Consider the following 21,994-nt stretch of genomic DNA (forward strand, 5'->3'; position numbering starts at 1 on the left):
GAGCCTTCAAAAAGTTTCATTCCCTGAAAAAAATAAATAAGATCAGTACCTGAATATGAATCTGGTTTCAGCCCGAATTAGTCTCGGTTAAAAGCATTGAGTGTAGCGGTTTTCCACCTCACATAGCCTAGTTTATCGCATTGTCTTGCCACTTCAGCGATGGCTGATTCCGGTACATCGTTGACAATTTTCCAGCGAACCCCCTGCTTGCTATTATAACCGATATAGATCACGATGTCTTCAAATAAGGGTTCCATGAGCTCGAGATCTTTGAGGTGTAAATCCTGGAGTTCCCTGGCCAGCAACACCAACTGGTCATTCATTACTTTTACTAAAGGGTCTGCCGGTTTAATTTCCGGTTCTGCAATTGGAAGTACGGTTATGGTCATACGCTTGTTCAATCTAGGATCCTCTCTATTGTCTGCCAGTCATAAATTTTGCAGACAAATGAAATACTACAAATATTAGCAAATATAAAAATTATTAAGCATTAAAAGAAGTGCTTTACTTATCTCCGCGCAAAAAGCCCATAGATAAGGCGGAGCCTGTACCTAAAACTGCTCCCGCAGCCACATCCGTAGGATAATGAACCCCAAGATATAAACGGGAAAAACCGACAGAACCTGCCCAAAGGTACGCTGGCGCGATCACGTACCATTTCTGATAACTATGTGACAGCGCTGTTGCCGTGGTAAAAGCGGTAGAAGTATGGCCTGATGGAAAAGAATAATGAGAAGGCTGATAAACGGCATTGATTTTCACAACCCCATTAAAGGGCCTGGGACGTTTTACAAGTTTTTTAATGAGCAGCGTTGCCAATACATTGACAGCAGAACTACTGGCTATGTAGGCTGCATTCTGACGCATTTCTTTATCATTTGAAATGACTCCTGCTGCCATCAGGCCTACTGGAACCCCCACATTAACGACATCATTATATTTAGATAGGAACATAAAGAAGCCGGTTTTTTCTGGCGTTCTCCGCTCAGAAAGCCCAATCAGGATCCGATCGTCCAGTTGCTGCAGCTGATGCTGACCAAAAACCTGCGATGGAATGGCTAGACCTACAGTCAACTGAAATATTAAAATATATTTGAGAAATGTGCTTTTCCTGCCAATCATGGTGTAAAGCTACAGTTTATTTTTTTAAACTTATCTTCGGGACAAAATCAGCACATGATCCCGAGAGGCAAATTAGACCTTAGTTTTTCAGATACCTTTGCCGGAATTGGCTACTGCCTTGCTGGCTATTTTCGCAAAAACAAAACGGCAGCAGACTTTCCAAAAAAAGAAGACCATATGGTGACGCTCTCTGTGCGTACTGGTGTGGATCTTATCCTGACTGCCTTAAATTACCCTCCAGGCACAGAAATCCTGGTCAGCGACATTAATATTCCGGATATGTTCCAAATTATCCGGGCACATCAGCTGATTCCTATCCCTTTATCTGTTAAAAAAGACACGCTCAGCATTGATCCGGAAGCGCTTAAAGCAGCTATAAATCCGGCCAGCAAAATGTTATTACTGAGCCATCTTTTCGGGGCTGTGATGGATATGGAAGCCATTATACCGATTGCAAAAGCACATCAGATTTTGGTAATTGAAGATGCCGCACAAGCTTTCATGGGCAATATTGAAGGTCCGCAGTTTTCAGCAATGCCCCCTTATCCAGCATTTCCAGGGCACCCGGAAACCGACATACTGCTTTATAGTTTTGGCTTGATCAAAACAAATACTGCACTTTCCGGTGCTGTTGTTCGCATAAAAGACCCCTCGCTTTATTTAAAAGCATGTTCGCTGAACGAAGGTTTAAGGAGACAAAAAACAAGCGTATACCTGAAAAAATTGCTGAAGGTTTTATTCATGCAGTTACTGACGACTCCTATCGGTTATACTTTATTTTACCATTTGATTACTAGGAGCGGAAGAGATTTCGATGATGCGCTCGCTGGTTTTACCTCTGGATTTCCAGGCCAGGATGTCCTGAGAAAAATCAGATTCAGACCCTGTACGGCCAATCATCGGTTATTAAAAAGAAGATGGATTAATTTCTCTCCCGATGGGATTAGTGAAAGGAGGAAGCTGGCTGCCGCTATTCTAAGCCGGTTGCCTGAGGCGATGAAGATTGGTACTTTAAATAAAAACCATAGTTATTGGGTATTGCCCATTTACAGTGCGCATCCGGATGAACTGATCAAACACCTCCGCAGCCATGGATTTGATGCAACTGCAAAAGCATCCAGCCTGATCAAATTGGAGTCGCAAACACCGGTCAATTATTTGTGTTCCACGCTTGATTTAGCACACATCATTTACCTTCCCATGGATATTCAAATGAAAAATTCAAAGCGGGAGGAAATTTCTTCACTCCTGCTAAACTTTCCTTAAAATCTGGTGTATAAAGCGAGCTGGATGGCATGATTAATTGTTTGCCCTTTACGCATTTTCTGCGCCTGGTTCAGGTAGCCCGCCTCCAGGTCAAATTGTTTGCTAAAGCGGAATCCTCCTGCAAGGTAAGCCCTGTTTTGATCAAAAAAATGACCATTTATATGGTTATTATGCTGCACATTGAACATCAGTTCATTTTGTAAGGCCGCAAATGCACCTCTTTCAAACTTCTGCTGGCCTTTTGCCAGAGGAAGTATCACGCGAGCAAAATACCTGATGCGCTGTGCAAATACATCTGTTCCATTCTGCTGTTCTATAAATCGTTGTTCTAACCTAAATCTATGGCTAAAGTTCAAGGTATTCAGCTTATGTCTATAGATATATTGCTGCCAGATGCGATGTTCTGTGAGCTGGATATCAGCAGTACTTTCCTGTGGAATGTAAGTCTGATTTAACAAATAACCCAGGGTCAGGTCACTCTTGTCATTTAGAAAATAGGTCAGACCAGGTCGGAACATAACGTTTCTCAAATGACTAAACTGATCACCGCTTCTCAGTTGAACATCCAGGTGGGTCCCCCATTTTTTTGATAATTTATTGCTGTTCATTAAGAACAGCCAACCAGTGCTTTGCACTGAAGTCTGGGCAATGGCCATGCTGCTGTAAAAGCACAGGAAGGCCAGCAAAAAATAGTAAATACGCATTGTAGATAAGGTTTCAAATTAGTTTGCCCAAAATAAAACAATTATTTAAAGAAATGGGATAAAAACTGGGATGCGAGTTATATTGCCTATGTTCGTAAAAAAACATGGGTGTAAAAAAGCATTTATTAGAAGTGGAAGTGAAATTATCGGGTGGTAGAATTGTTAAAGGGCCGTTAACGACTTCAGACGAAAAGACTTATCATTTCAAAAGCCAGTCCGCGGGCTCAGGTTTTTATCTTTATCTGATTAAAGATGACAATGGCTGGTATGAATCTGGTGGAAATGAAGCGGAACATCCACAGGAAATCGTGGATCAGGTAGGTCTGCAGATTGACACTTACTTAAAAGAAAATCAAAAATCCTTATAAAGCAAAGGGCCGTATTTCTAAGTACGGCCCTTTATTGTAATTTCAGCGATTGCTTAGTCCATTACCAACTGTCCTAATGCTGCTTTGGTAAAGCCTTTCAGTTCTCCCAAACGGTTATCTTTAATTTTCTTTACCCAGTTTGGATCTGCCAGCAATGGTCTGCCTACGGCCACTAAATCAAAATCTCCCCGATCCATACGGCGGATCAATTCATCTAAAGAACTTGGCTGAGCGCTTTCTCCTGCAAAAGCTTTCAAGAACTCTCCGTCCAATCCAACAGAACCTACGGTAATTGTTGCTTTTCCAGTGATTTTTTTAGCCCATCCTGCGAAGTTTAAATCTGAACCTTCAAATTCCGGCTCCCAGAATCTGCGCTGAGAACAATGAAAAATATCCGCACCTGCATCAGCCATAGGAATTAACCACTCTTCCATTTCCTGAGGTGTTTTTGCTAATTGATAAGTATAATCAGCAGGTTTCCATTGAGATAAACGAAGAATTATGGTGAAATCTTCGCCTACTTGTCTGCGCACTTCTTTGATCACTTCAATGGCAAAACGGCTGCGTTCCGCTAAGGTTTTACCTCCGTAACTATCGGTACGCAGGTTCGTGCCTTCCCAGAAAAACTGGTCGATCAGGTAACCATGTGCACCATGAATCTCTACTGTATCAAATCCCATTCTTTTTGCCTCTGCTGCTGCGGCACCATACGCAAGAATCGCGGCTTTGATATCGGCTTCGGTCATGGTATTCCCATTGTTAAAACCCGGTCTGTTTAAGCCAGAAGGGCCTTCAAATGGTATTGAAGGCAGCCAGCCTGAGGCGTGGTTGTCCATAATTCCCATGTGCCAGATCTGAGGACCCATTGCGCCGCCATTGGCATGCACTTCATTGATCACATTTTGCCATCCGGCCAATGCTTCGGTTCCATAAAAATGAGGAACATTTCCATCATTTGAAGAGGCTGGGCGATCGATTACGGTTCCTTCAGAAAGGATTAAGCCAACTTCTCCAACTGCTCTTTTACTATAATAAGCAGCTACATCTGCTCCTGGAATGCCATTTGGCGAGAAAGATCTCGTCATTGGCGCCATCACTATTCTGTTTTTTATATTTAAAGATTTCAGACTAAATGGCCTGAACAAGCTATCTGTATTCATAATTATATGATTTATATATCGGATTCAATAATTTTACTCAGTTCAATAAATGTTTCTTCATTTCTTTTATAATATGTCCACTGCCCTACTCTTGTAGAAGAAACCAGGCCGGCACGCTGAAGAATAGATAAATACTCTGAAACAGTAGATTGTGTCAATCCTGACTTCCTTTGAATTTCTCCCACACAGACCCCTACTTCAAATCCGGCGTGAATTTGCTCTGGAAAACTCGCAGCAGGATCTTTTAACCATTGTAAAATTTCCAGTCGGGTCTTGTTAGACAGGGCTTTAAATATTTCTAACTGTTTCATGGTACAAATATATATCGACTTTTTCCGATATACCTATTAAAGAAAAAGAGATGACATTACTCTGATGATATCGATTTTTCCCGATACCATTATTACAGTATTGATAATTAAATTCCTTAGAAAGCCGATAGTTTTCAATAAAATCAGATATTTGATTGCGATCTAGCTGCTCCGCATTAAACCACAGCTCCATCCATTAATAATGGATGGGCCTAAACTCGCTTTATGAAAAAAAGAGAAAAACTGGCGATTATACGTCAACACTACCCAAATGCTATTTCTACGATTGATAGCATCAACCGTTTAATTGATTTTGTAGAGGAACACCTAGACCTGGAACCTGCTCAAATTATGATGGCCGATAGCATTTGCAGTGATGATGTAAATAGCATACAGTTTCCGGTGAGGTCAAATGAATTTCTAGGTCCATTCAAATTGGGCGGCCTGGATGGCTTTCCTTTTGCCGGATTGAGTGGTATGAGTGCTTTTGCCAGCCATGTCCCGGATGACGGCGCTGTTCTTGTCTATTATGGACCTCATATTGGTATTTCAAAAGCAGGGGTCCTTGGTGAAATCCATCGTTACGGGCAGCAGAATAGTACCGACTGCTGTGGTGCTGCCAAGGGTGCTTTAAAAAAGCTTTATTCCAATTCGATTATAGAAGGCCATCTGGAGGATATAGATTATCAAATGAATACGATAGAGCAGATTATACTGAAAGAAAAAGAAAGGATTCTCGCTGCAGTTCATCCCATAAAGGAGACTACAGAGGTCATCTATGAGGCCATTGATGCCCGCATCAACACTTTGGTCAATCAAACAAAATATACCTGTAAATATGTGATTCTCCTGGGTACAATTCACATCAACAGCGATACAGACATGGGCTCTTTTACCTCTGCTAAACGCTTTGAGCTCATCAATCTTGCAACAAATGAGCGACAAAACCTAATGGATGAGTTTTTCAATTAAAACTGTCTTCAATAATGGTATATTAGAAAAAAATATCACGTTAAATATCAGCTATGAACTTAAATAAAGCCATCTTAACCACTACTTTGATCCTTGGAACGATCAGCATCAGCAATGCACAGGAAGCTAAACATGAGGACACCGAATTTTACACTCCTGTTCCGCCTGTAGTTAGTCCTGCTAAAGTATTCGGAAATGCACCTGCTGACGCCATTGTCCTTTTTGACGGAAAAAACATGGACCAATGGGTGATGACCGACGACCGCAGTAAACCTGCTGCCTGGAAAGTTAGTAAAGGGGCATTTACTGTGGACAAGCACAGTGGGAACATTGAAACTAAACAATCTTTCAAGAATTACCAATTGCATTTAGAATGGCAGGTGCCAGCGAATATCACTGGTGAAGGACAGGCGCGCGGGAATAGCGGTCTTTTCCTGGCTTCTACTGGAAAGGGAGATCTGGGGTATGAACTGCAGATATTAGATGCTTATCACAACCCAACGTATACAAATGGAATGGCAGGCAGCATTTACAAGCAAACTACTCCATTGGTTAATCCTTCAAAAAAACCAGGAGAATGGCAAACCTATGATGTCATCTGGACTGCGCCGGTATTTGAAACTGACGGTACGTTGAAAAGCCCGGCAAAGGTAACTGTCCTTTTTAATGGTGTACTTGTTCAAAATAATTTTGAACTAAAAGGACCTACTCAATATGTAGGATTACCTGCTTACCGTAAAGCACATGGTGCCTCCCCTATAAAATTACAGGCACATGGCGATAAAAGTGAGCCTTTAAGTTTCCGTAACATCTGGATCAGAGAACTATAAATTAAAGGTATAAAATCAAATCTATGAAAAAGTTAATTCTTCTTTTAGCCCTTGGCCTCAGCTTAGCAGGGTGCAGCAGTATGAAATCCTCTAAAGATGGGAATACGGTGAGCCTGACCGGCAAGATTGAAAAAATAGGAATGACTACCTATCAATATGGTACCCATACCATTCAATCTAACCATAAAACTTATGCTTTGAAGAGCATCAATGTAGACCTGAATAGTTATGAAAACAAAGAGGTTGAAGTGGTTGGGACAAAAGTTCCGGGTTATCCTGTAGAGAACGGACCCGAACTGATCGAAGTAAGCAGTGTAAAAGTAAAATAGAGTACATGAAAATACTGGTCTCCCATTTTTTATAAATGGGAGACCCTGTAATGGAAAGGGCTGCTAAAATCAGACCGGCGTACCGTTACTAAAAAACTGATCCTGATACGATTTCAGCTCATTTTTCAACAGACCTCTAGCCACGTGAATTCTTGTTTTCACAGTTCCTATCGGAATGTTTAATTCCTTTGCAATTTCATGATATTTATAACCTTCGAAGTATTTTACGAAAGGTGTATAGTATTGGGGCTGCAATTTTCCAAGTGCACTGTGAATATCGTTCATGATACACTTCCCTACCCCGGTATTATGGGACGCACCCAATGCTGCGCCAGTGGTCGTGATATCGACCCCAAAATTCATAAAAGTTTTAGCCAGGTTTCTACGTCTGTAGCTGTTAATAAAGGTATTCCGTAGAATCATATATAACCAACCTTTCAGATTGGTACCGTGCTTAAAGTTCTTTTCATAGCGAATTGCTTTAAGCATGGTGTCCTGCACTAAGTCATCGGCATCATCATCATTTTGTGTAAATGCCAGAGCAAAAGATCTTAAGTTGTCCTTATAGCTCCATAGTTGAAAGTTAAAATCGATTGTGGTTGTGCTCATGGTATTTGCTGATTAGTATACCATCGAAATATCAAATGCTATGCCTCAGAGCGTGCCAAATTTTTAATCCGTATATATCATACATAAAACACGTATTGAGCATTCCGTTTTGCGTATTTAACGCAAAAAGCCATTTTAAATCGTTTAAAGCCGATTCAAAATGGGTAGTAAAACTTTTTCTTAGTGAATCAACCCATTCAATATGGCATAATGAATCAAGGCTGCAGTATTTCTAGATCCAGTTTTTTCTATTAAGCCTTGACGGTGTCCTTCAACAGTTCTTTTACTAATGAATAATTTTTCAGATATTTCACTATTAGTCAATCCTTCAGCAATCAAAGTCAGTATTTCGATTTCCCGATCCGAAAAATCATGACTTACTTCGGAATATTCCATATTTCGTGTTGCATTTTGACTACATTTATCCAGCATTCTCATACATAATTCTGAACACAGGTATTTTCCTCCAGAATTTACATGCTTTAAAGAAAAAATCAGTTCTTCTGCACTGACATTCTTTAATAAGTACCCCATCGCCCCGGCTTCAAAAGCTTGTATGACATATTTTTCATTGTCGTGCATAGAAAGCATAACCATCGATGCCCTGATGTCCATCCTATTCAACTCCTTCAACAACATCATTCCGTCCAATTCCGGCATATTGATATCTGCGAGTATAATGTCTACTTTTTCCCCGGTAGACAGAAATGCCAATGCCTCTACCCCATTTTCTGCTTCAGCAACGACGTTTATGTCTTTATCTGTCTCCAACAGCATTTTAATGCCGTTCCTAACTATATTGTGATCCTCTACTAATAGTACCTGTAACATCTTTTAATATTTACTTTAATATAATATTTCTACTTCTTGTTTTCCAGGTTTTCATTTAAATCTAATAACATTTTTTTTAAGCGGTCAATGTGGACTTTCATTTGTGCTGCCCGTTCTATTTTGTTAGGAGGATTATTGGAAACCATATTCTCAAGAAGATTTTTTCTTTCTTCCATCATCCGGATAGCTACCCATAACGATTCTTCTATTCTTTTTATTTTTTCAGATTCAAGTGCCTTTTCTGTGTAGGTATGTCCGGTATAACAACGATACCGGGCGATCTGGTCGTTTTCAACTTTTGCTAATATTCCCCCGCAATCCGGGCAGCTGAAAGGGGTTAAGGGGCCTAATTTTTCCAGGTCTTTCACATTGCTGCTCATTCTCATGGTAATTTCTGCTTCCAGTTTCACATCATCAGGAACTGTTCCTGCTTCACAATGGTTCTTGGAAAACATCTCTGATAAGATACATCCCATCTCATTAATGGAAACTTTGTAATCCACTTCCATACTATTCAGCACACTATTTGGCATATCGGGAAAATCTGCTTCCTGAGGATCCTGTACCATACAGCGGCCGCCACTCCTTTTTATGGCCGACATACCAGAAGTACCATCATCCAATAAACCAGTTAAAATAATTCCGGTAACGCAGGAGTCATAAGCCGCTGCCGCAGAACGGAAAAGTACATCGATAGAAGGTCTCCAATGGTTGTCATAAGCTCCTTTTCTAATGAGCACCTTTTTCTTTTCAATCATCATGTGATGATCTGCAGGGGCCAGATAAAGGACTTTATTTGTAATTTCCTCCCCATCTTTAGGAATGACGCATTTTAAAACGGTGTGCTTTTGAAGCTGGCTGAGTATGACCTCTGTTAAAGAGTTTCTGGAGATGTGAATCACTACGAATACTGCGGCATCAAAATCTTCTTTAAATCCAGCAACGAGTTTAGACATGGCATTGATTCCTCCCGCAGAAGTTCCGATCACAATCACATTCTTTACTTCATCTTTAGACATCACCATAATTTTAAGCGCCCTGGTTTTCGGCTAACTCAGGGTTGCGTTTAAATTGAATACTTATCGTTGTTCCGGTTTTATCCGTGTTTAAATTAATCTTTCCATTTAGAAGAAAAATACGGTTTTTAATCCCCCGGATTCCAGAGCCCAAAGTAATGGATTCATTCACACTTTTATCAAAGCCTTTTCCATTATCGCTGATCACGATATTGACATATTCATCTGCCGATGAGATAAGGATCTTTGCTTCTGTCGCATTAGCATGTTTGATGCAATTGTTGATTAATTCCTGGATCATTCTAAAAGCATACAGTTCTACTTCTTCAGATAAAGGGTAAATCATTTCCTTAATGACAGTTTGAATTTGGAATCCTGGTGTACTTAATCGCTGCGCCATCTCCTTCACGCCAGAAACAAAACCAAAATCCCTCAATACTGAGGGTGTCAGTTCGTAGGAAAGCTCCCTGGTTTCCCTGATGGCCTGATCCAGTAGTTTATTTACATTCACGAACTCTCCCCTTAGGTCTTTGCTCAGCTGAATGTTTTGAAGGTTTAGCCTGATCCCGTATAGAATCTGACAAACACTGTCATGAAGCGCACTGCTGATCCTATGCCGTTCTTTTTCCTGAGCAGAAAAAGTAGTAGATAAAACTAGTTTCTGCTGCTGCTCTCTTAATTCTTCCGCTATTCTAGCCAGCCTCTTCTGTGAGGTAATGTTCATCAGAATTCCAGCAAAATAACGAGGTGTAATTTCATTTACGACTTCATGTCCTTTTGCCAGAATGGTCCTAACTTCTCCATCTCTAGTGATGATGCGAAATTCCAGATTCAGGTCATTGAATGTACTGATGGTATCGAATAGCTTACGTTTAACCAGTGCCTTGTCTTCCGGGTGGATCATGAGCAGCAGGCCTTTAATAGTTCCATCAAATTCCCAATCCATGATGCCAAGCACAGAATAGCTAAATTTATCCAGAAACAACTTGTTATTGCCTAGCTCCATGGTCCAGGTGCCTGTTCCGGAAGCATTTAATGTCATCTCCAGCCGTTGAGTAGTCTCTAAAAGTTGCTGCTGGGCATGTTTACTTTCGGAGATGTCAATTATTGTCACATAATATTTATTTTTTTTTGTAATTCCATTGGTCACCGCGATTCCCTCCATCCTCACATCATACTGACGATTATTGGACATATTCAGCATGATTTCACAGCTGAGTTTATTCTTTGCGGAGTTCATCTGGTGTAGAAAGGCATAAAAGTTCTGCCACTCCTGCTCTGCGATAAAATTTTGGAATTTCTTACCAATGATCTTAGATTTCTGCATTGCCAGCATATCAGCAGCAGTCTGATTCGCTTCTTCTACCAAACCAATATAGTCCAGGATAAAATAACCTACAGGGGCAAGATTAAAAAAATCGACAAATTTAGCGCGTTCCAGCTCCAGCATTTGATAAGAATTGGAAAGTTCATCATTCTGCATTTCCAGCTCCAATTGAAAAATCTGCAATTCCTCCAGGAGGACTTCCAATTCATGGTCTGAAATTTGTCTTTCTTGAGACAAAGATGCATCACTGGATGTGCCAATTCTTGCACGGAGCAAGGAAATAACTTTCTCTCTATCGCTTCTTTTACTCACTTTCTTTTTCGATGAAGTTGACTATACTGACCGTGTATTCGTCCTGTTTTGATTCAGGAACATATTCTAAATATATCATTAACTTCTTCATTCCTATACTCGGGAACTCATGTTGAAGGTACAATTTCTGATGTTTTTCGTCCGTTAGGAATAGTGAATCTAATTTACTCATATTCCATCGGTTATGAACAATCTCCATAAAAAATTGTTCTTTAATTTCGACCTCTCTCATCTGAAATAGCTGCAAGAAAAAGCTATTGACTACCAGGACTTTACCATCCCTATCCAATATGACTGCAGCATGCTGCAATTGATCGACGGTTGCCTGAATATAGCAAAGCAGGCTGGAAAACTTACGTTCCAGTGCCTTAACAGGAGTGATTTTAGTAAAGGTAAGCACTGCTCCACTAATAAAATTATCCATCGTGCGGTAAGGCATGATCCGCAGGTTATACCATTCATTCGCTTTTGTTTTCACTTCCAGTTCTTTGCCATTTAATTTTTCAATCACTTCCACTATCGTACTTTCAATAGATGGGTAGTCAAAATTAGAAGCGATATGAGTTATTGAGCGGCCTACATCAGAATTGATGACATTAAACAGTTTATTTACCTGCGGTGTAAATCGAAGTATATTGAGGTTATTGTCTAAAAAGATAGTTCCAATATCGGTATTGTCCAATAAGTTTTTCATATCGTTATTCATGCGGGTTAACTCTTCCGCTTTATTCTGATATTGAAGGTTAATGGTCATGAGCTCCTCATTTAAGGACTGCATTTCTTCTTTGGTGGTGAGTGCCTCCTCATTGGTACTCTGCAATTCTTCATTTGTGCTTTGAAGTTCTTCATTAGTAGATTTCAATTCTTCCAGAGAAGTCTCCATCTGTTCAATAGTGGTGTGCAGCTGCTGTTTGGTATAAGTCAGTTCTTTTTCCAGCCCTTCCACTGCAGCTCCCTGAATAGAGCTCCGTTTCCCCATAAGACCCGATTTCTTTTTTATCGGCCCTTTATCTATAAAAATCACTACAAAAAGGTTTTGCAGCTGCGTATCATCCAGACGATCTACGCTAAAATCAACCATTTGCAAAACGCCATTGAAATTGATCTTCAGATCGGCATACTCTATTTTAGCCTTTTCCAGGATACATTGGTGAATCGCATTTCCCAAGGCATACCTAAGTTCTTCAACTACAATTTTGTGGATATTCATTGAGGCCTCTCCTGAAGGAAATTTGAGGAATTTATCGACCTTTCCATTGATATAAAGGATTTCTCCTTTATCATCTACAAGTAATGAAGCCGGGGTATAAGCTTCCAAGAGTACTTTATGAAACCTTTCTGCCAATAAACTTTTGGCTACTGGTTTTTCCTGCATTCCTTTCATATTTTTATCCGATTGATTGGTAATGTTAAACGGGAAATCAATCATTTTTCCTGCTACTGAAACACCATCTTTACGTTCATAAAGTCTCCATTTAGAATCGAGCACATTAAAAGCATCATTAAAAACACCAACAGACTCTGCTGGTCCCAGAAACAGAATTCCACCAATATTCAGGGAATAGTGAAATATCGGCATGAGTTTCTTTTGCAGATCTGCGGTCAGGTAGATCATTACATTTCTGCAGCACAGTAAATCCAGCCTTGTAAAAGGGGCATCTTTAATGAGGTTGTGCTGTGCAAAAACAATCAGTTCCCGAACTTCCTTTTTCACTACATAACCATTATTTTTCTTGATAAAATATTTGTCAAGGTGTTCTGAGGAGATCTCAGAAATAATATTAGAAAAATAAAAACCGGCACGTGCATGATCAATTGCATTCGGGTCTAAATCTGTGGCAAAAATCTGCACTTTAGGCTGGGTCCTGGACTTCATAGCACTTAAAAACTCCATCAGGAAGATCGCCACAGAATAGGCTTCTTCCCCTGTAGAACAGCCTGCTATCCAGATGCGAATTGGCTCGTCGTGGTTTTTCTTGATCAATCTGGCGTACAAATGTTCCTTCATTTGCTCAAATGCAGGAACATCTCTAAAGAATTTAGTGACTCCAATCAATAGTTCTTTAAAAAGTATTTCGATCTCCTGTGGGTTTTCCCTAAGAAAATTGACATAATTAATGTAATCAGGTAATTGATGAAATGCAATTCTCCTTTCCACGCGTCTGGTAATGGTATTCTTTTTATACAGTGTAAAATCGTGTCCCGTATGGGAGCGCAGCATCATCAGTATCTTGTTAAGATGGGTCTGATTGTTTCTTTCTTTTAACAATTCATCTGTCCCCACCGCTTTTAATGCCGGATGGTTGAGGTATTGAATGAGTTTGCCAGGCATTTCTTCGGGAGGCAAAATATAATCAATCATTCCTGTCTTGATCGCTGCTTCAGGCATGCTGCTATATTCGGCAGTTTCAGGTAATTGTACCATTGCCATGCCCAATTTTTCTTTGATCATCCTCAAACCAGTCTCTCCATCAGCGCCCATTCCAGAAAACACAATTCCAACCGCATAGTTCCATTGATCTTCTGCTAGACTCTGGAGAAAATAATCAATACACATGTGTGCTCCTTTTGATCTTGAGGCACTAAACAACAGTAAATGACCATTATGAATCCCCATATCCTTACCGGGAGGAATGACATAAATATGATTTGGGACGATCTTCGTTCCGTCTTCCGCTTCAACCACACGCATAGAGGTTGATTTTTGAATCAATTCCGAAAGTCCGATATTTTGAATAGGATCCAGGTGCATAATGATCACAAAAGCAAAACCGGTATCCTTAGGCGTATGCCTAAAAAAGGCTTCAAAAGCATGGAAAGATCCTGCCGATCCACCCATTGCAATAATTGGAAAAAACTTTCTTTGCTTACTCTTTTCCTTCAATTCTTCAGTAAGTTCAGAAAAATCAGCTTTTTGTAATTGCTGGTTGGAGCTATTTTGGGCTATATCCATATCCTATCCGTATTTAATGCTAATGTAAGATTAATATGGAAGTGATAAAAGTTATTCAACAGCGAAAATAGTTCAAATAATGGAGATGTTCAGCCAAATTCCTGTCCAGAAACAAATTGGCAAAGAAAATAAAGTCATTTTAAATAGCCATTGACTACTGCATATCTGATCAATGAAGCGGTATTACGTACCCTGGTTTTCTCAATCAGCGTTTGCCGATGCCCTTCTACAGTTCGTCTGCTAATAAATAATCGGTCTGCAATTTCATTATTGGTGAGTCCCTCTCCAATAAAATGAAGTACTTCTACTTCTCTTGAAGAAAGATCAAGCGGTGTTTCATCCCGGTATTCGGAGAATCGGCCAGGACGATGGAAGGAATCTTCCAAGTATTGAAGTCCCAGTTCAGCACACAGGTATTTCTGACCATTATTTGCCTGCCTTAATGCGAATAAAAGTTCATCGACCCCTACACTTTTCAACAAGTAACCCATTGCACCTTCAGAAAATGCTTCAAAAACATATTTCTGCTGGTCCAGTATGGAGAGTACTACAATATTTATTTCGGGATATTTAATTTTCAGGGTTTTAATAAGGACCATTCCATCCATTTCAGGCATATTGAGATCTGCTAAAACTACGTCTACTTCCAATCCCTGATCTAATAAATCAATTACCTGAGTGCCATTTGTCGCCTCCCCAACAACTTTAATACTTTTCTCTTGTCCTAATAATAATCGAATTCCATCTCTTACGATGTGATGATCTTCAGCTAGCACAACTCTTAAAGCTTCCATGAAATGAATTTCGAAAAAAAACACAACATTTAGCTCTAAAAGAAGAAATTTTTCATCATAACTTCACTAAATCCAGTAGAAATACGTTAAGACACCACGTACTTACCACTGATTAAAAGGAATTACGATTAAATTAATATGATTTAATCAATTCAGTTCGTTAGGAAGGAGGACTGAAATTACCGTTCCTTTACCTATAACGGAGTTAATAGCGAGACAACCATTTAACAGGTTAGCCTTATTTCGGATTGCTTTCAGGCCTATACCCTTATTCAGTACCAATTCCTGGTCAAATCCTTTTCCATTATCATGCACCTGGATATGGATCACCTCCTCATTGGCATTAATGGTGAGATGAATTTGGCTGGCTTCTGCATGCTTGACTACATTCATCATTAATTCCTGGACCACTCTATATATTGCAACTTCTATGTAGTTATCCCATTTTTTTTCTAATCCGGTATAAGTGGTATGAATCAGAATGGCCAGTTGAAATTGATTACAAATATCATCCAATGCGGCCTTTAGTCCAAAATCTTCGAGTATTGATGGCATCAGTTCATGAGATAGCCTCCGGCTCTCTCTAATGGCATCAGACAATAGATTGTCGGTCTGCTGCATTTCTTTTAAATTTTCAGTCGGAGTTAGATTAACAAGGTTGAGCATATTTTTAGATAGACTTAGCTTTACACCGTATAGCAGCTGCCCCAGTCCATTGTGCAGGTTCTCCGCAATACGCTTACGTTCATCCTGCTGTGTCCCCAGGATAGCCCTGAAAATCTCCTTTTGCAGCAATTCATTCTTTCTGAACAGCTCAATTTGCATCGTCATGTCTATATCAACCCCTAATACCTTTAATGGCTTTCCGTTTTCATCCCGATGTATGGAAGCTTTTATTTTCAAGACCTTTGGGATCTTTTCTACTAAAATTTCAATACTTTCTTCAAAACCTCCTGTACCAGCCTTCATGAGCTCAATAATTTTCTCTGCTGCTTCAGTATGTTCTGCAGTCGCATATTGAAGGTAAATTTCAGGTACCGGAACCGCCGTATGATCCAGCTTAAAAAGCTGGTACATTCCTTCAGACCAGCTAAAGGCCCCAGAGCTCAAGTCGTATTCCCAACTTCCAATTTTAGCCAGTTCTTCGGATTGTTCCATAATCATCAGATTTTTCAGCTGCTCCTGTTCGGCAATTTTACGGGCAGTAATATTTACATTGGTCACAATTAACCCGTCATCCATTTTCACAAACATACTGGAGAACCAGGCATCAAAGCCATCATAATTGTAATGATATTCGGTTTGCTGCGATATGGAAGTCTCCATTACCTTTAACATCACATCAAACAAGCCTGAGGGCTTTACACCAGGAAATTCAGCTAAATAAAGTCTACCTATCAAATCCCCCCGTCCTGCTTCTTTTTCCAATTCCCGACTCATCATCTCGATTCGGAAATCGACAATATCTCCATCAGCATTTCTGAAGGGTTTTAACAAGGATACGCCCAGCAAACTTGCGTTGAATACAGATTCAATCAAATCTTTACTTTCCTTCAGTTCCACTTTTGTAAGGTGATGTACAGTAACATCTTGGATTACCCCATAAAAACGAGTCAGGCCGGTAGTAATGTCCAGCAAAAATTCCATTTTCATGTGGATCACCTTCGTTTCCTTTTGAGCAGTAATAATGCGGCAGCTATGTTCAAAAGCACATTTTTCCTGTAGATGTTCTTCAAAAGTATGCATCAACAAACTTCGGTCTTCAGGATGAAAATACGAACAAAGCAATTCAAAATTAAATGGCTTCTCTTTTGGCTGATAACCGTAGATCCGGTACAATTCGTCACTTAAATAAAGGGGATCAGTTTTAGTACGGCCTTCAAAATAGCCAATATTACCCAGTTCCTGGGCCAATTTTAGACGGCGCTGTTCTTCCAGCAGCTGCAGTCTTGCTGTGGTAAGTTCATTGATCTCCGTAAACATTAAAACTACCCCGCTTTCAGAAGGAACGGCATGAAGGGAAATCCATATTTCTGCCTGATTGCAGAAGTACTCTGTAACTGTTACTTCTTTTTTTAAAATTGCTTTTTGAATAGCTTGAAAAGCTGCTGAACAAGCATTTTTATTGAAAAACGTCCAGGCATTTGCCCCTAAAAATGCGGTATCTCCCATTTTAAAAAGTGCAATCGCCTTTTTATTCCCGTATAAAAAAACACTATTGGCATCTAAATGAAAACAAGCTACATCGATTAAATTTAAAATATATTCTGGATTGGAAATACCAGATAAGCTGGAGTCTTTTGTTGAAGAAGTACTGATCATAAATAAGCCGGAACAATGTCATTGTTTTAAATATATAACAAATGTGCACTAAAAGTGTTTTTGTTGCCCCAGATGGCCCATGTCCGTGTTTTTAACGACTAGTTCTTCAGGGCATTAAAACAAGTATTTATACGTAAAAAACCTTACCATAAATACGTAAAATCACGATGTAAAATACCTGAAATCAACTACTTAAATTCTAAATCATTTTAAACCATAAACATTTTTATACATTGCTTGTTCCGGTGTATATCTACTGAATTTCGAAATCTATTAACAAACCAAACACAGCTACAAGATGCGCATCAACCTATCAGAATTTTAAGAGCTCAAATTGTTTAATCAAAAAACCACAAACATTACACCATGCAAAAAGGAACAGTAAAATTTTTTAATTCGACTAAAGGATTCGGGTTTATTGTTCCTGAAGATGGAAGTGCAGAAGTATTCGTACACTCTTCAGGGCTAAAAGAACCTATCCGTGAAAATGACACCGTAAGTTACGAAGTCGCTCAAGGTAAAAAAGGTTTAAATGCGATCAATGTAAGAAAAGGTTAATTCATTTACTCCCCCACTCCTAAATCAGGCCTTCAGCAATCGATCGATTATTGAAGGCCTTTTGTTACTGATTTTATATTTCTCGCTCTCCATATAGCCTGTATCATCAGAAAGCACATAGTTTATAATGTTGTTTTATATCTTCATTTAATTCGTTAACTTTATTTATGAATTAAATGAAAATTGAGTCATAGCATTGGCCTAACCACCTAAAGCTGCTTGAATTACCTTAAATTATAAACCACATACTAATTAACACAATCAACCAACTAAACCACAAACTACTCAAAAGATAAATAAGACTATTGATGCTTTGCAAAAAGCAGTGATACCTTGTTTTTCTTTTTTACCGCCCTCCACATGAATACAAAATCGAAATTTGAATTGGAAATTGTCCGTAAAGTACGGACGATCAGAAAAGAAAGAAACAAAGGGCAAACCTATATTGCCATGGTTTTGAAAGTTTCCGATGGCTACATAGGACAAATAGAAGGAGAAAGGTGGCCAGCGATGTACACCTATGATCAACTCAACAAAATCGCGATAGATTTCGGATGTAGTCCCCAGGATTTCATCCCCAATGAAAGTATCATTGAAAACTATAGCTGAGCCATTAGACCTTGCTGGTAACCGCCTATCAAGCACCTCAATGGAGGTGCTTTTTTTGGCCAGTATTTTATTTCAATACCAGAATTCGTTTTGCTTCCAGCTTAAAATGAACGGCGCCTGAAAGCTCCAGCAGGCTCAAAAGTTTAGAAAGTTCATCAAATCTGGAAGCTTCTAAACTGAGTAATGGCTGATCTGGGTTAACTCCTTCATACACTACCGGAACATCATACCAGCGACTAATTTTTTCCATGATACTGCTCAATGGTTCCGATTTAAAGACAAACATTCCATTTTTCCATGAAGTTTCGGCCTCTATGTCTACGTTTTTAAGTTGAGCCATTGTTTCCGTTAGGATTAGCTGCTGACCAGGTTTCAGGATTGTTTCTTTGTTTCCTATGCCGGGATGATCAACCAAAACACTGCCAGTCACCAAAGTACTGCTGACAGCGGCATCTTCCGGATAACTGCTGACTTGAAAATGAGTCCCTAAAACTTTCAGTTCCTGTCTGGTCGATTTTACCATAAAAGGAACAGCTGCATTGGTCGCTACTTCGAAATAAGCCTCACCGCTGAGCTGTACTTTCCGTACTTTCTCCGCTGAAAAAACACCAGGAAACTTTAGGTAAGAGGCTGCATTTAACCAAACTTTTGTACCATCAGATAAAGTGAGCATATACTGACCGCCATTTGGAGTTTTGAGTGTTAGATCCATTCCATCTACTGAAACAGGCAACTGAGTTCCATCATTATAAGTTATCCCCGATTCAGTGATCCTTAAGCCACTTTTCACCTCACTTAAACTCAGCTCTTGTCCATCGGGCAATACTAATGCGGCTTTATTACTACCCGGTACAATGCCATAAGAGGCTGATCCAGTAATTGGGTCATCAAACTTCGAAGACCTGAATTCCCGGTAAAACATAGACATAAAACCAGTTACCAGTAAAGCCAGACAAGCGATAGCGAGATAAGCGAAGGACCGTTGTTTATAAAAAGGAATGAGCTTGATCTTCTGATCATCAGATTTGATCATTGTGCTCAATAGGGGATAAAGGTCGGCGATATGTTTTTTTAAGCGTACATCTATAAATTTTGGAGGCAGTTCATCGACTAATGCTTTGCGGATCAGCAAACGTAATTCCTTTTCAGAAAGCGTCCCGAAATGCGCGATCAAAAGCTCCGTTTCCTCCTCCGCCACGAACTTTCTAAAATAATCAAACACCAGGTTTTCAGCCATGGTATTCAGCTGGATAACAAAAGCCGCTTTTAAAGAGAGTTTCCCCCTACTGTCCCAAACGGTAAGGAATAAGTCCTGAATCAATTTGTCTACCAGATTCTGGTCTTTTAGGAGATGCAGCAGCTGCCCATATATTTTTTCACTGAAATGTGCATAGAGTTTTCCGAAGGCAGTTTCTTCTCCTGCTTTCAGTCTGATCAGTTCTTCTTTTTCATTCCAGTGCTCTGGTACTTTAATCCCCATAAATTTTTAGCGTTGTCCCGATTATTTAAACTTCATCCTGATTTTAAGAAAGCCCCCAGCTCTGCAGTTTTCTTAATCAAAAATTAAGCAATTATTACTTATAACAATATTTTAATACAAACGTTTGTATTAAAACCAATTTCGCCTTTTGTTATTTAATAAGCAGTGTTTCTGATTTCTTCGATCTCTTCTACAGAAATAGCCAGGTCTTTCCCCAGTTTTCTATAACCATCCGCAGTGATCACGTAATCATCTTCTACCCTGATGCCGCCAAAATTCCGGTAAGCCTGGACTTTGTCATAGTTGATATAAGATGAAAACTCATTGCTTGCCTGCCATTGATCAATCAGCTCAGGAATAAAATACAGTCCGGGCTCAACCGTTACCACATATCCTTCTTCCAATGCTTTTCCTAATCTCAGAGATTTTAAGCCAAATTGAGTGGTATTTTTTTGAAGTTCATCCGTATATCCTACATATTGTTCTCCTAAATTTTCCATATCATGCACATCCAGTCCCATCATGTGGCCAGTACCACATTGAAAAAATAAAGCATGTGCTCCCTGAGCTACTGCATCTTCCAGATTTCCTTTCATCAGGCCAAGTGTTTTTAAACCTTCTGCAAGGCTCAAACAAGATTGATAATGCACATCAATATACCTTCGCCCAGGTTTCAACGTCTGTACTGCCTCCTGATAGGCATGAAGCACAATATTATAGGCATCTCTTTGTTCTGGCAGGAATTTTTTACCAGCAGGGAAAGTGCGTGTCAGATCACCTGCATAACCCATCGGCGTTTCTGCACCTGAATCATTCAGGATCATATCTCCTTCTTTTAGGATATTACCATGGTAATGGTTGTGTAAGATCTGTCCATTTACCGTTAAAATGATGGGGTATGAAAGCTGCCCTCCTGCAGTTAATGCCACTTGATGAACAGCTGCTGACAATTCATTTTCCGACATTCCTGGTCTGGCCAGTTGCATTGCTTTCAGGTGCATGTCCGCTGAAATCACTGAAGCTTTATCCAACTCTGTGATTTCCAGCGCTGATTTTACCGAACGCTGTGCCACTACTGCTTTAATCAAAGAAATAGAAGCCTTTTCTTTTACTTGTGCTGGTTTGATCTCCAGCAGTTCTGCCAGTTTAATTTTATGCTCCGCGCGATAAGGGGGAAGGAAATGGATGGCCCTTCCCTGTGCTTTTGCTTTAGCAAGATACTGATCCAAATGCTGAAAAGGAACTAATTTAGTGATTCCCACTTCTTCTGCTTTTGCTGAAAGTGTTTTTTGTCTGCCCATCCATACGATCGCATCTATACTCATTTCATCTCCAAAAAGAGTGACCTGATTTTCATCCAGGTCGATCACCGCAGCAAGCTGCGGCTCCGGGATCCCGAAATAATATAAAAATGTGCTGTCTTGGCGGAAATGGTAGGCATTGTCCAGAAAATTCATTGGGCTTTCTTCATTTCCCAGAAAAAGTAAAATTCCAGACTGGAACGCTGCTGAGAGCTGCTTTCTTCTTGCTATATATTCGTCTTTATGAAACATATCTGATCGTTTGTAACTGAATCTTCAAAGTTAGCGCTTAGCTTCAGAATTCTATCTTTTTCAACGAAATAATGAATACAGGATTTGCGAAGGAGCGTCTACCAATTGAGGAAGAAATTGGCAGGATGAGCAGCACCGCTGCTCCAATAAAAAGGCTATCTCTTTGAGATAGCCTGCAATAGAATGTCTATTTTAATACGTGAAAAGCCAATACATTCTGTACATCGAACACATTGACTGACTTGTTAAATTTCTTTCTGACACTTGGTTGAGCTTCTCCGGAGATCCAGATTTTAAGTTCCGCATCCAAATCAAAAGTACCTGCGGTTTCCACACTAAAGCGTGAGATACTTTTATAAGAAATAGACATATATTCTGTTTTACTACCTGTAAGACCCTGAATATCCACCAGGATCAAGCGTTTTGAAGTAAAAATAAAAGTATCTCTAAGCAGTTTAAATCCCAATTCAATTGCTTCTCCATCAGTTAAAAGTTTATGAAAATCCTTATTCAACTGATCGTTGTTTACAATGCCTGCATTGCCCATCAGGGCAGAAAATAATCCCAT

Annotated in this window: 22 protein-coding genes; 7 read left to right on the forward strand and 15 right to left on the reverse strand. The window is 39.7% G+C overall.

Features of this window, described 5'->3' with window-relative positions:
• Positions 1 to 77: 77 nt before the first annotated feature.
• Entirely contained in the window at positions 78 to 389 is a 312-nt protein-coding gene (locus K7X70_RS17620; protein WP_062549417.1) for a hypothetical protein, read from the reverse strand.
• 115 nt (positions 390 to 504) lie between these two features.
• Complete coding sequence (locus tag K7X70_RS17625) at positions 505 to 1,074, reverse strand: phosphatase PAP2 family protein (RefSeq protein WP_255607366.1); 570 nt, start codon at positions 1,072 to 1,074, stop codon at positions 505 to 507.
• A 102-nt stretch (positions 1,075 to 1,176) separates the two neighbouring features.
• Here K7X70_RS17625 and K7X70_RS17630 point away from each other — a divergent pair, with 102 nt between their 5' ends.
• Positions 1,177 to 2,388: an aminotransferase class I/II-fold pyridoxal phosphate-dependent enzyme gene (locus K7X70_RS17630; RefSeq protein ID WP_222538317.1), complete on the forward strand. Its 1,212-nt coding sequence runs from the start codon at positions 1,177 to 1,179 to the stop codon at positions 2,386 to 2,388.
• Here the strand turns inward: K7X70_RS17630 and K7X70_RS17635 are convergent.
• Positions 2,385 to 3,092 carry a DUF2490 domain-containing protein gene (locus tag K7X70_RS17635; RefSeq protein WP_222538318.1) on the reverse strand — a complete coding sequence of 236 codons (708 nt, stop codon included), beginning with the start codon at positions 3,090 to 3,092 and terminating at the stop codon, positions 2,385 to 2,387. The genes K7X70_RS17630 and K7X70_RS17635 overlap by 4 nt on opposite strands.
• A gap of 104 nt (positions 3,093 to 3,196) precedes the next feature.
• Here K7X70_RS17635 and K7X70_RS17640 point away from each other — a divergent pair, with 104 nt between their 5' ends.
• Positions 3,197 to 3,460: a hypothetical protein gene (locus tag K7X70_RS17640; RefSeq protein WP_222538319.1), complete on the forward strand. Its 264-nt coding sequence runs from the start codon at positions 3,197 to 3,199 to the stop codon at positions 3,458 to 3,460.
• Between the two features lie 53 nt (positions 3,461 to 3,513).
• Here the strand turns inward: K7X70_RS17640 and K7X70_RS17645 are convergent, their stop codons facing one another.
• Entirely contained in the window at positions 3,514 to 4,620 is a 1,107-nt protein-coding gene (locus tag K7X70_RS17645; protein ID WP_222538320.1) for an NADH:flavin oxidoreductase, read from the reverse strand.
• Positions 4,621 to 4,631: 11 nt separating this feature from the next.
• Positions 4,632 to 4,931 (reverse strand): ArsR/SmtB family transcription factor, encoded by a 300-nt coding sequence (locus K7X70_RS17650; protein ID WP_222538321.1) that lies wholly within the window; start codon positions 4,929 to 4,931, stop codon positions 4,632 to 4,634.
• Between the two features lie 225 nt (positions 4,932 to 5,156).
• Here K7X70_RS17650 and K7X70_RS17655 point away from each other — a divergent pair, with 225 nt between their 5' ends.
• From K7X70_RS17655 to K7X70_RS17665, 3 genes are read left to right on the forward strand one after another with little or no spacing between them, the layout of a single operon-like run.
• A complete protein-coding gene (locus K7X70_RS17655) occupies positions 5,157 to 5,903 on the forward strand; it encodes an LCIB family protein (RefSeq protein ID WP_222538322.1) in 747 nt (248 codons plus the stop codon).
• A gap of 53 nt (positions 5,904 to 5,956) precedes the next feature.
• Positions 5,957 to 6,733 (forward strand): 3-keto-disaccharide hydrolase, encoded by a 777-nt coding sequence (locus K7X70_RS17660; RefSeq protein WP_222538323.1) that lies wholly within the window; start codon positions 5,957 to 5,959, stop codon positions 6,731 to 6,733.
• A gap of 23 nt (positions 6,734 to 6,756) precedes the next feature.
• A complete protein-coding gene (locus tag K7X70_RS17665) occupies positions 6,757 to 7,062 on the forward strand; it encodes a hypothetical protein (RefSeq protein ID WP_222538324.1) in 306 nt (101 codons plus the stop codon).
• 69 nt (positions 7,063 to 7,131) lie between these two features.
• Here K7X70_RS17665 and K7X70_RS17670 read toward each other — a convergent pair whose 3' ends face one another.
• The 7 genes from K7X70_RS17670 to K7X70_RS17700 form a co-directional block, all read right to left on the reverse strand.
• The gene (locus K7X70_RS17670) at positions 7,132 to 7,671 is read right to left on the reverse strand and encodes an RNA polymerase sigma factor (RefSeq protein ID WP_062549426.1); all 540 of its coding nucleotides are present in this window, start codon (positions 7,669 to 7,671) and stop codon (positions 7,132 to 7,134) included.
• Positions 7,672 to 7,851: 180 nt separating this feature from the next.
• The gene (locus K7X70_RS17675; RefSeq protein ID WP_222538325.1) at positions 7,852 to 8,502 is read right to left on the reverse strand and encodes a response regulator transcription factor; all 651 of its coding nucleotides are present in this window, start codon (positions 8,500 to 8,502) and stop codon (positions 7,852 to 7,854) included.
• A gap of 29 nt (positions 8,503 to 8,531) precedes the next feature.
• Positions 8,532 to 9,521, reverse strand: coding sequence for a chemotaxis protein CheB (locus K7X70_RS17680; protein WP_222538326.1), 990 nt, complete (start codon positions 9,519 to 9,521; stop codon positions 8,532 to 8,534).
• A gap of 10 nt (positions 9,522 to 9,531) precedes the next feature.
• A complete protein-coding gene (locus K7X70_RS17685) occupies positions 9,532 to 11,157 on the reverse strand; it encodes a PAS domain-containing sensor histidine kinase (protein WP_222538327.1) in 1,626 nt (541 codons plus the stop codon).
• Positions 11,150 to 14,110, reverse strand: a complete 2,961-nt coding sequence (locus K7X70_RS17690; RefSeq protein WP_222538328.1) for a CheR family methyltransferase — start codon at positions 14,108 to 14,110, stop codon at positions 11,150 to 11,152. Before K7X70_RS17690 ends, K7X70_RS17685 begins: the two co-directional genes overlap by 8 nt.
• 134 nt (positions 14,111 to 14,244) lie before the next feature.
• Entirely contained in the window at positions 14,245 to 14,904 is a 660-nt protein-coding gene (locus K7X70_RS17695) for a response regulator (protein WP_222538329.1), read from the reverse strand.
• Between the two features lie 147 nt (positions 14,905 to 15,051).
• Positions 15,052 to 17,226: a PAS domain-containing sensor histidine kinase gene (locus tag K7X70_RS17700; protein ID WP_222538330.1), complete on the reverse strand. Its 2,175-nt coding sequence runs from the start codon at positions 17,224 to 17,226 to the stop codon at positions 15,052 to 15,054.
• 366 nt (positions 17,227 to 17,592) lie between these two features.
• On the opposite strand from K7X70_RS17700, the gene K7X70_RS17705 reads away from it, so the two are divergent.
• Positions 17,593 to 17,784: a cold-shock protein gene (locus K7X70_RS17705; RefSeq protein WP_222538331.1), complete on the forward strand. Its 192-nt coding sequence runs from the start codon at positions 17,593 to 17,595 to the stop codon at positions 17,782 to 17,784.
• Between the two features lie 360 nt (positions 17,785 to 18,144).
• The gene (locus K7X70_RS17710) at positions 18,145 to 18,393 is read left to right on the forward strand and encodes a helix-turn-helix domain-containing protein (RefSeq protein ID WP_062549431.1); all 249 of its coding nucleotides are present in this window, start codon (positions 18,145 to 18,147) and stop codon (positions 18,391 to 18,393) included.
• Positions 18,394 to 18,460: 67 nt separating this feature from the next.
• Here K7X70_RS17710 and K7X70_RS17715 read toward each other — a convergent pair whose 3' ends face one another.
• The 3 genes from K7X70_RS17715 to K7X70_RS17725 all read right to left on the reverse strand — a co-directional run bounded on the left by K7X70_RS17715 (position 18,461) and on the right by K7X70_RS17725 (position 21,994).
• On the reverse strand, positions 18,461 to 19,873 hold the full coding sequence (locus tag K7X70_RS17715) for a FecR domain-containing protein (protein ID WP_222538332.1): 1,413 nt from the start codon (positions 19,871 to 19,873) through the stop codon (positions 18,461 to 18,463).
• Positions 19,874 to 20,028: 155 nt separating this feature from the next.
• On the reverse strand, positions 20,029 to 21,426 hold the full coding sequence (locus K7X70_RS17720; RefSeq protein ID WP_222538333.1) for an aminopeptidase P family protein: 1,398 nt from the start codon (positions 21,424 to 21,426) through the stop codon (positions 20,029 to 20,031).
• Positions 21,427 to 21,613: 187 nt separating this feature from the next.
• The gene (locus K7X70_RS17725) at positions 21,614 to 21,994 is read right to left on the reverse strand and encodes a PH domain-containing protein (protein WP_222538334.1); all 381 of its coding nucleotides are present in this window, start codon (positions 21,992 to 21,994) and stop codon (positions 21,614 to 21,616) included.

It is taken from the genome of Pedobacter polysacchareus (assembly GCF_019802255.1).
GTDB lineage: Bacteria > Bacteroidota > Bacteroidia > Sphingobacteriales > Sphingobacteriaceae > Pedobacter > Pedobacter polysacchareus.

Excerpts from the sequence above, each read along its gene's own strand:
- K7X70_RS17720 (WP_222538333.1), bottom strand. The coding sequence starts at position 21,426 with ATGTTTCATAAAGACGAATATATAGCAAGAAGAAAGCAGCTCTCAGCA.
- K7X70_RS17640 (WP_222538319.1), top strand. The coding sequence starts at position 3,197 with ATGGGTGTAAAAAAGCATTTATTAGAAGTGGAAGTGAAATTATCGGGT.
- K7X70_RS17660 (WP_222538323.1), top strand. The coding sequence starts at position 5,957 with ATGAACTTAAATAAAGCCATCTTAACCACTACTTTGATCCTTGGAACG.
- K7X70_RS17700 (WP_222538330.1), bottom strand. The coding sequence starts at position 17,226 with ATGATCAGTACTTCTTCAACAAAAGACTCCAGCTTATCTGGTATTTCC.
- K7X70_RS17680 (WP_222538326.1), bottom strand. The coding sequence starts at position 9,521 with ATGTCTAAAGATGAAGTAAAGAATGTGATTGTGATCGGAACTTCTGCG.
- K7X70_RS17725 (WP_222538334.1), bottom strand. The coding sequence starts at position 21,994 with ATGGGATTATTTTCTGCCCTGATGGGCAATGCAGGCATTGTAAACAAC.
- K7X70_RS17650 (WP_222538321.1), bottom strand. The coding sequence starts at position 4,931 with ATGAAACAGTTAGAAATATTTAAAGCCCTGTCTAACAAGACCCGACTG.
- K7X70_RS17705 (WP_222538331.1), top strand. The coding sequence starts at position 17,593 with ATGCAAAAAGGAACAGTAAAATTTTTTAATTCGACTAAAGGATTCGGG.
- K7X70_RS17670 (WP_062549426.1), bottom strand. The coding sequence starts at position 7,671 with ATGAGCACAACCACAATCGATTTTAACTTTCAACTATGGAGCTATAAG.
- K7X70_RS17635 (WP_222538318.1), bottom strand. The coding sequence starts at position 3,092 with ATGCGTATTTACTATTTTTTGCTGGCCTTCCTGTGCTTTTACAGCAGC.
- K7X70_RS17665 (WP_222538324.1), top strand. The coding sequence starts at position 6,757 with ATGAAAAAGTTAATTCTTCTTTTAGCCCTTGGCCTCAGCTTAGCAGGG.
- K7X70_RS17690 (WP_222538328.1), bottom strand. The coding sequence starts at position 14,110 with ATGGATATAGCCCAAAATAGCTCCAACCAGCAATTACAAAAAGCTGAT.
- K7X70_RS17695 (WP_222538329.1), bottom strand. The coding sequence starts at position 14,904 with ATGGAAGCTTTAAGAGTTGTGCTAGCTGAAGATCATCACATCGTAAGA.
- K7X70_RS17675 (WP_222538325.1), bottom strand. The coding sequence starts at position 8,502 with ATGTTACAGGTACTATTAGTAGAGGATCACAATATAGTTAGGAACGGC.
- K7X70_RS17710 (WP_062549431.1), top strand. The coding sequence starts at position 18,145 with ATGAATACAAAATCGAAATTTGAATTGGAAATTGTCCGTAAAGTACGG.
- K7X70_RS17630 (WP_222538317.1), top strand. The coding sequence starts at position 1,177 with ATGATCCCGAGAGGCAAATTAGACCTTAGTTTTTCAGATACCTTTGCC.
- K7X70_RS17715 (WP_222538332.1), bottom strand. The coding sequence starts at position 19,873 with ATGGGGATTAAAGTACCAGAGCACTGGAATGAAAAAGAAGAACTGATC.
- K7X70_RS17645 (WP_222538320.1), bottom strand. The coding sequence starts at position 4,620 with ATGAATACAGATAGCTTGTTCAGGCCATTTAGTCTGAAATCTTTAAAT.
- K7X70_RS17620 (WP_062549417.1), bottom strand. The coding sequence starts at position 389 with ATGACCATAACCGTACTTCCAATTGCAGAACCGGAAATTAAACCGGCA.
- K7X70_RS17655 (WP_222538322.1), top strand. The coding sequence starts at position 5,157 with ATGAAAAAAAGAGAAAAACTGGCGATTATACGTCAACACTACCCAAAT.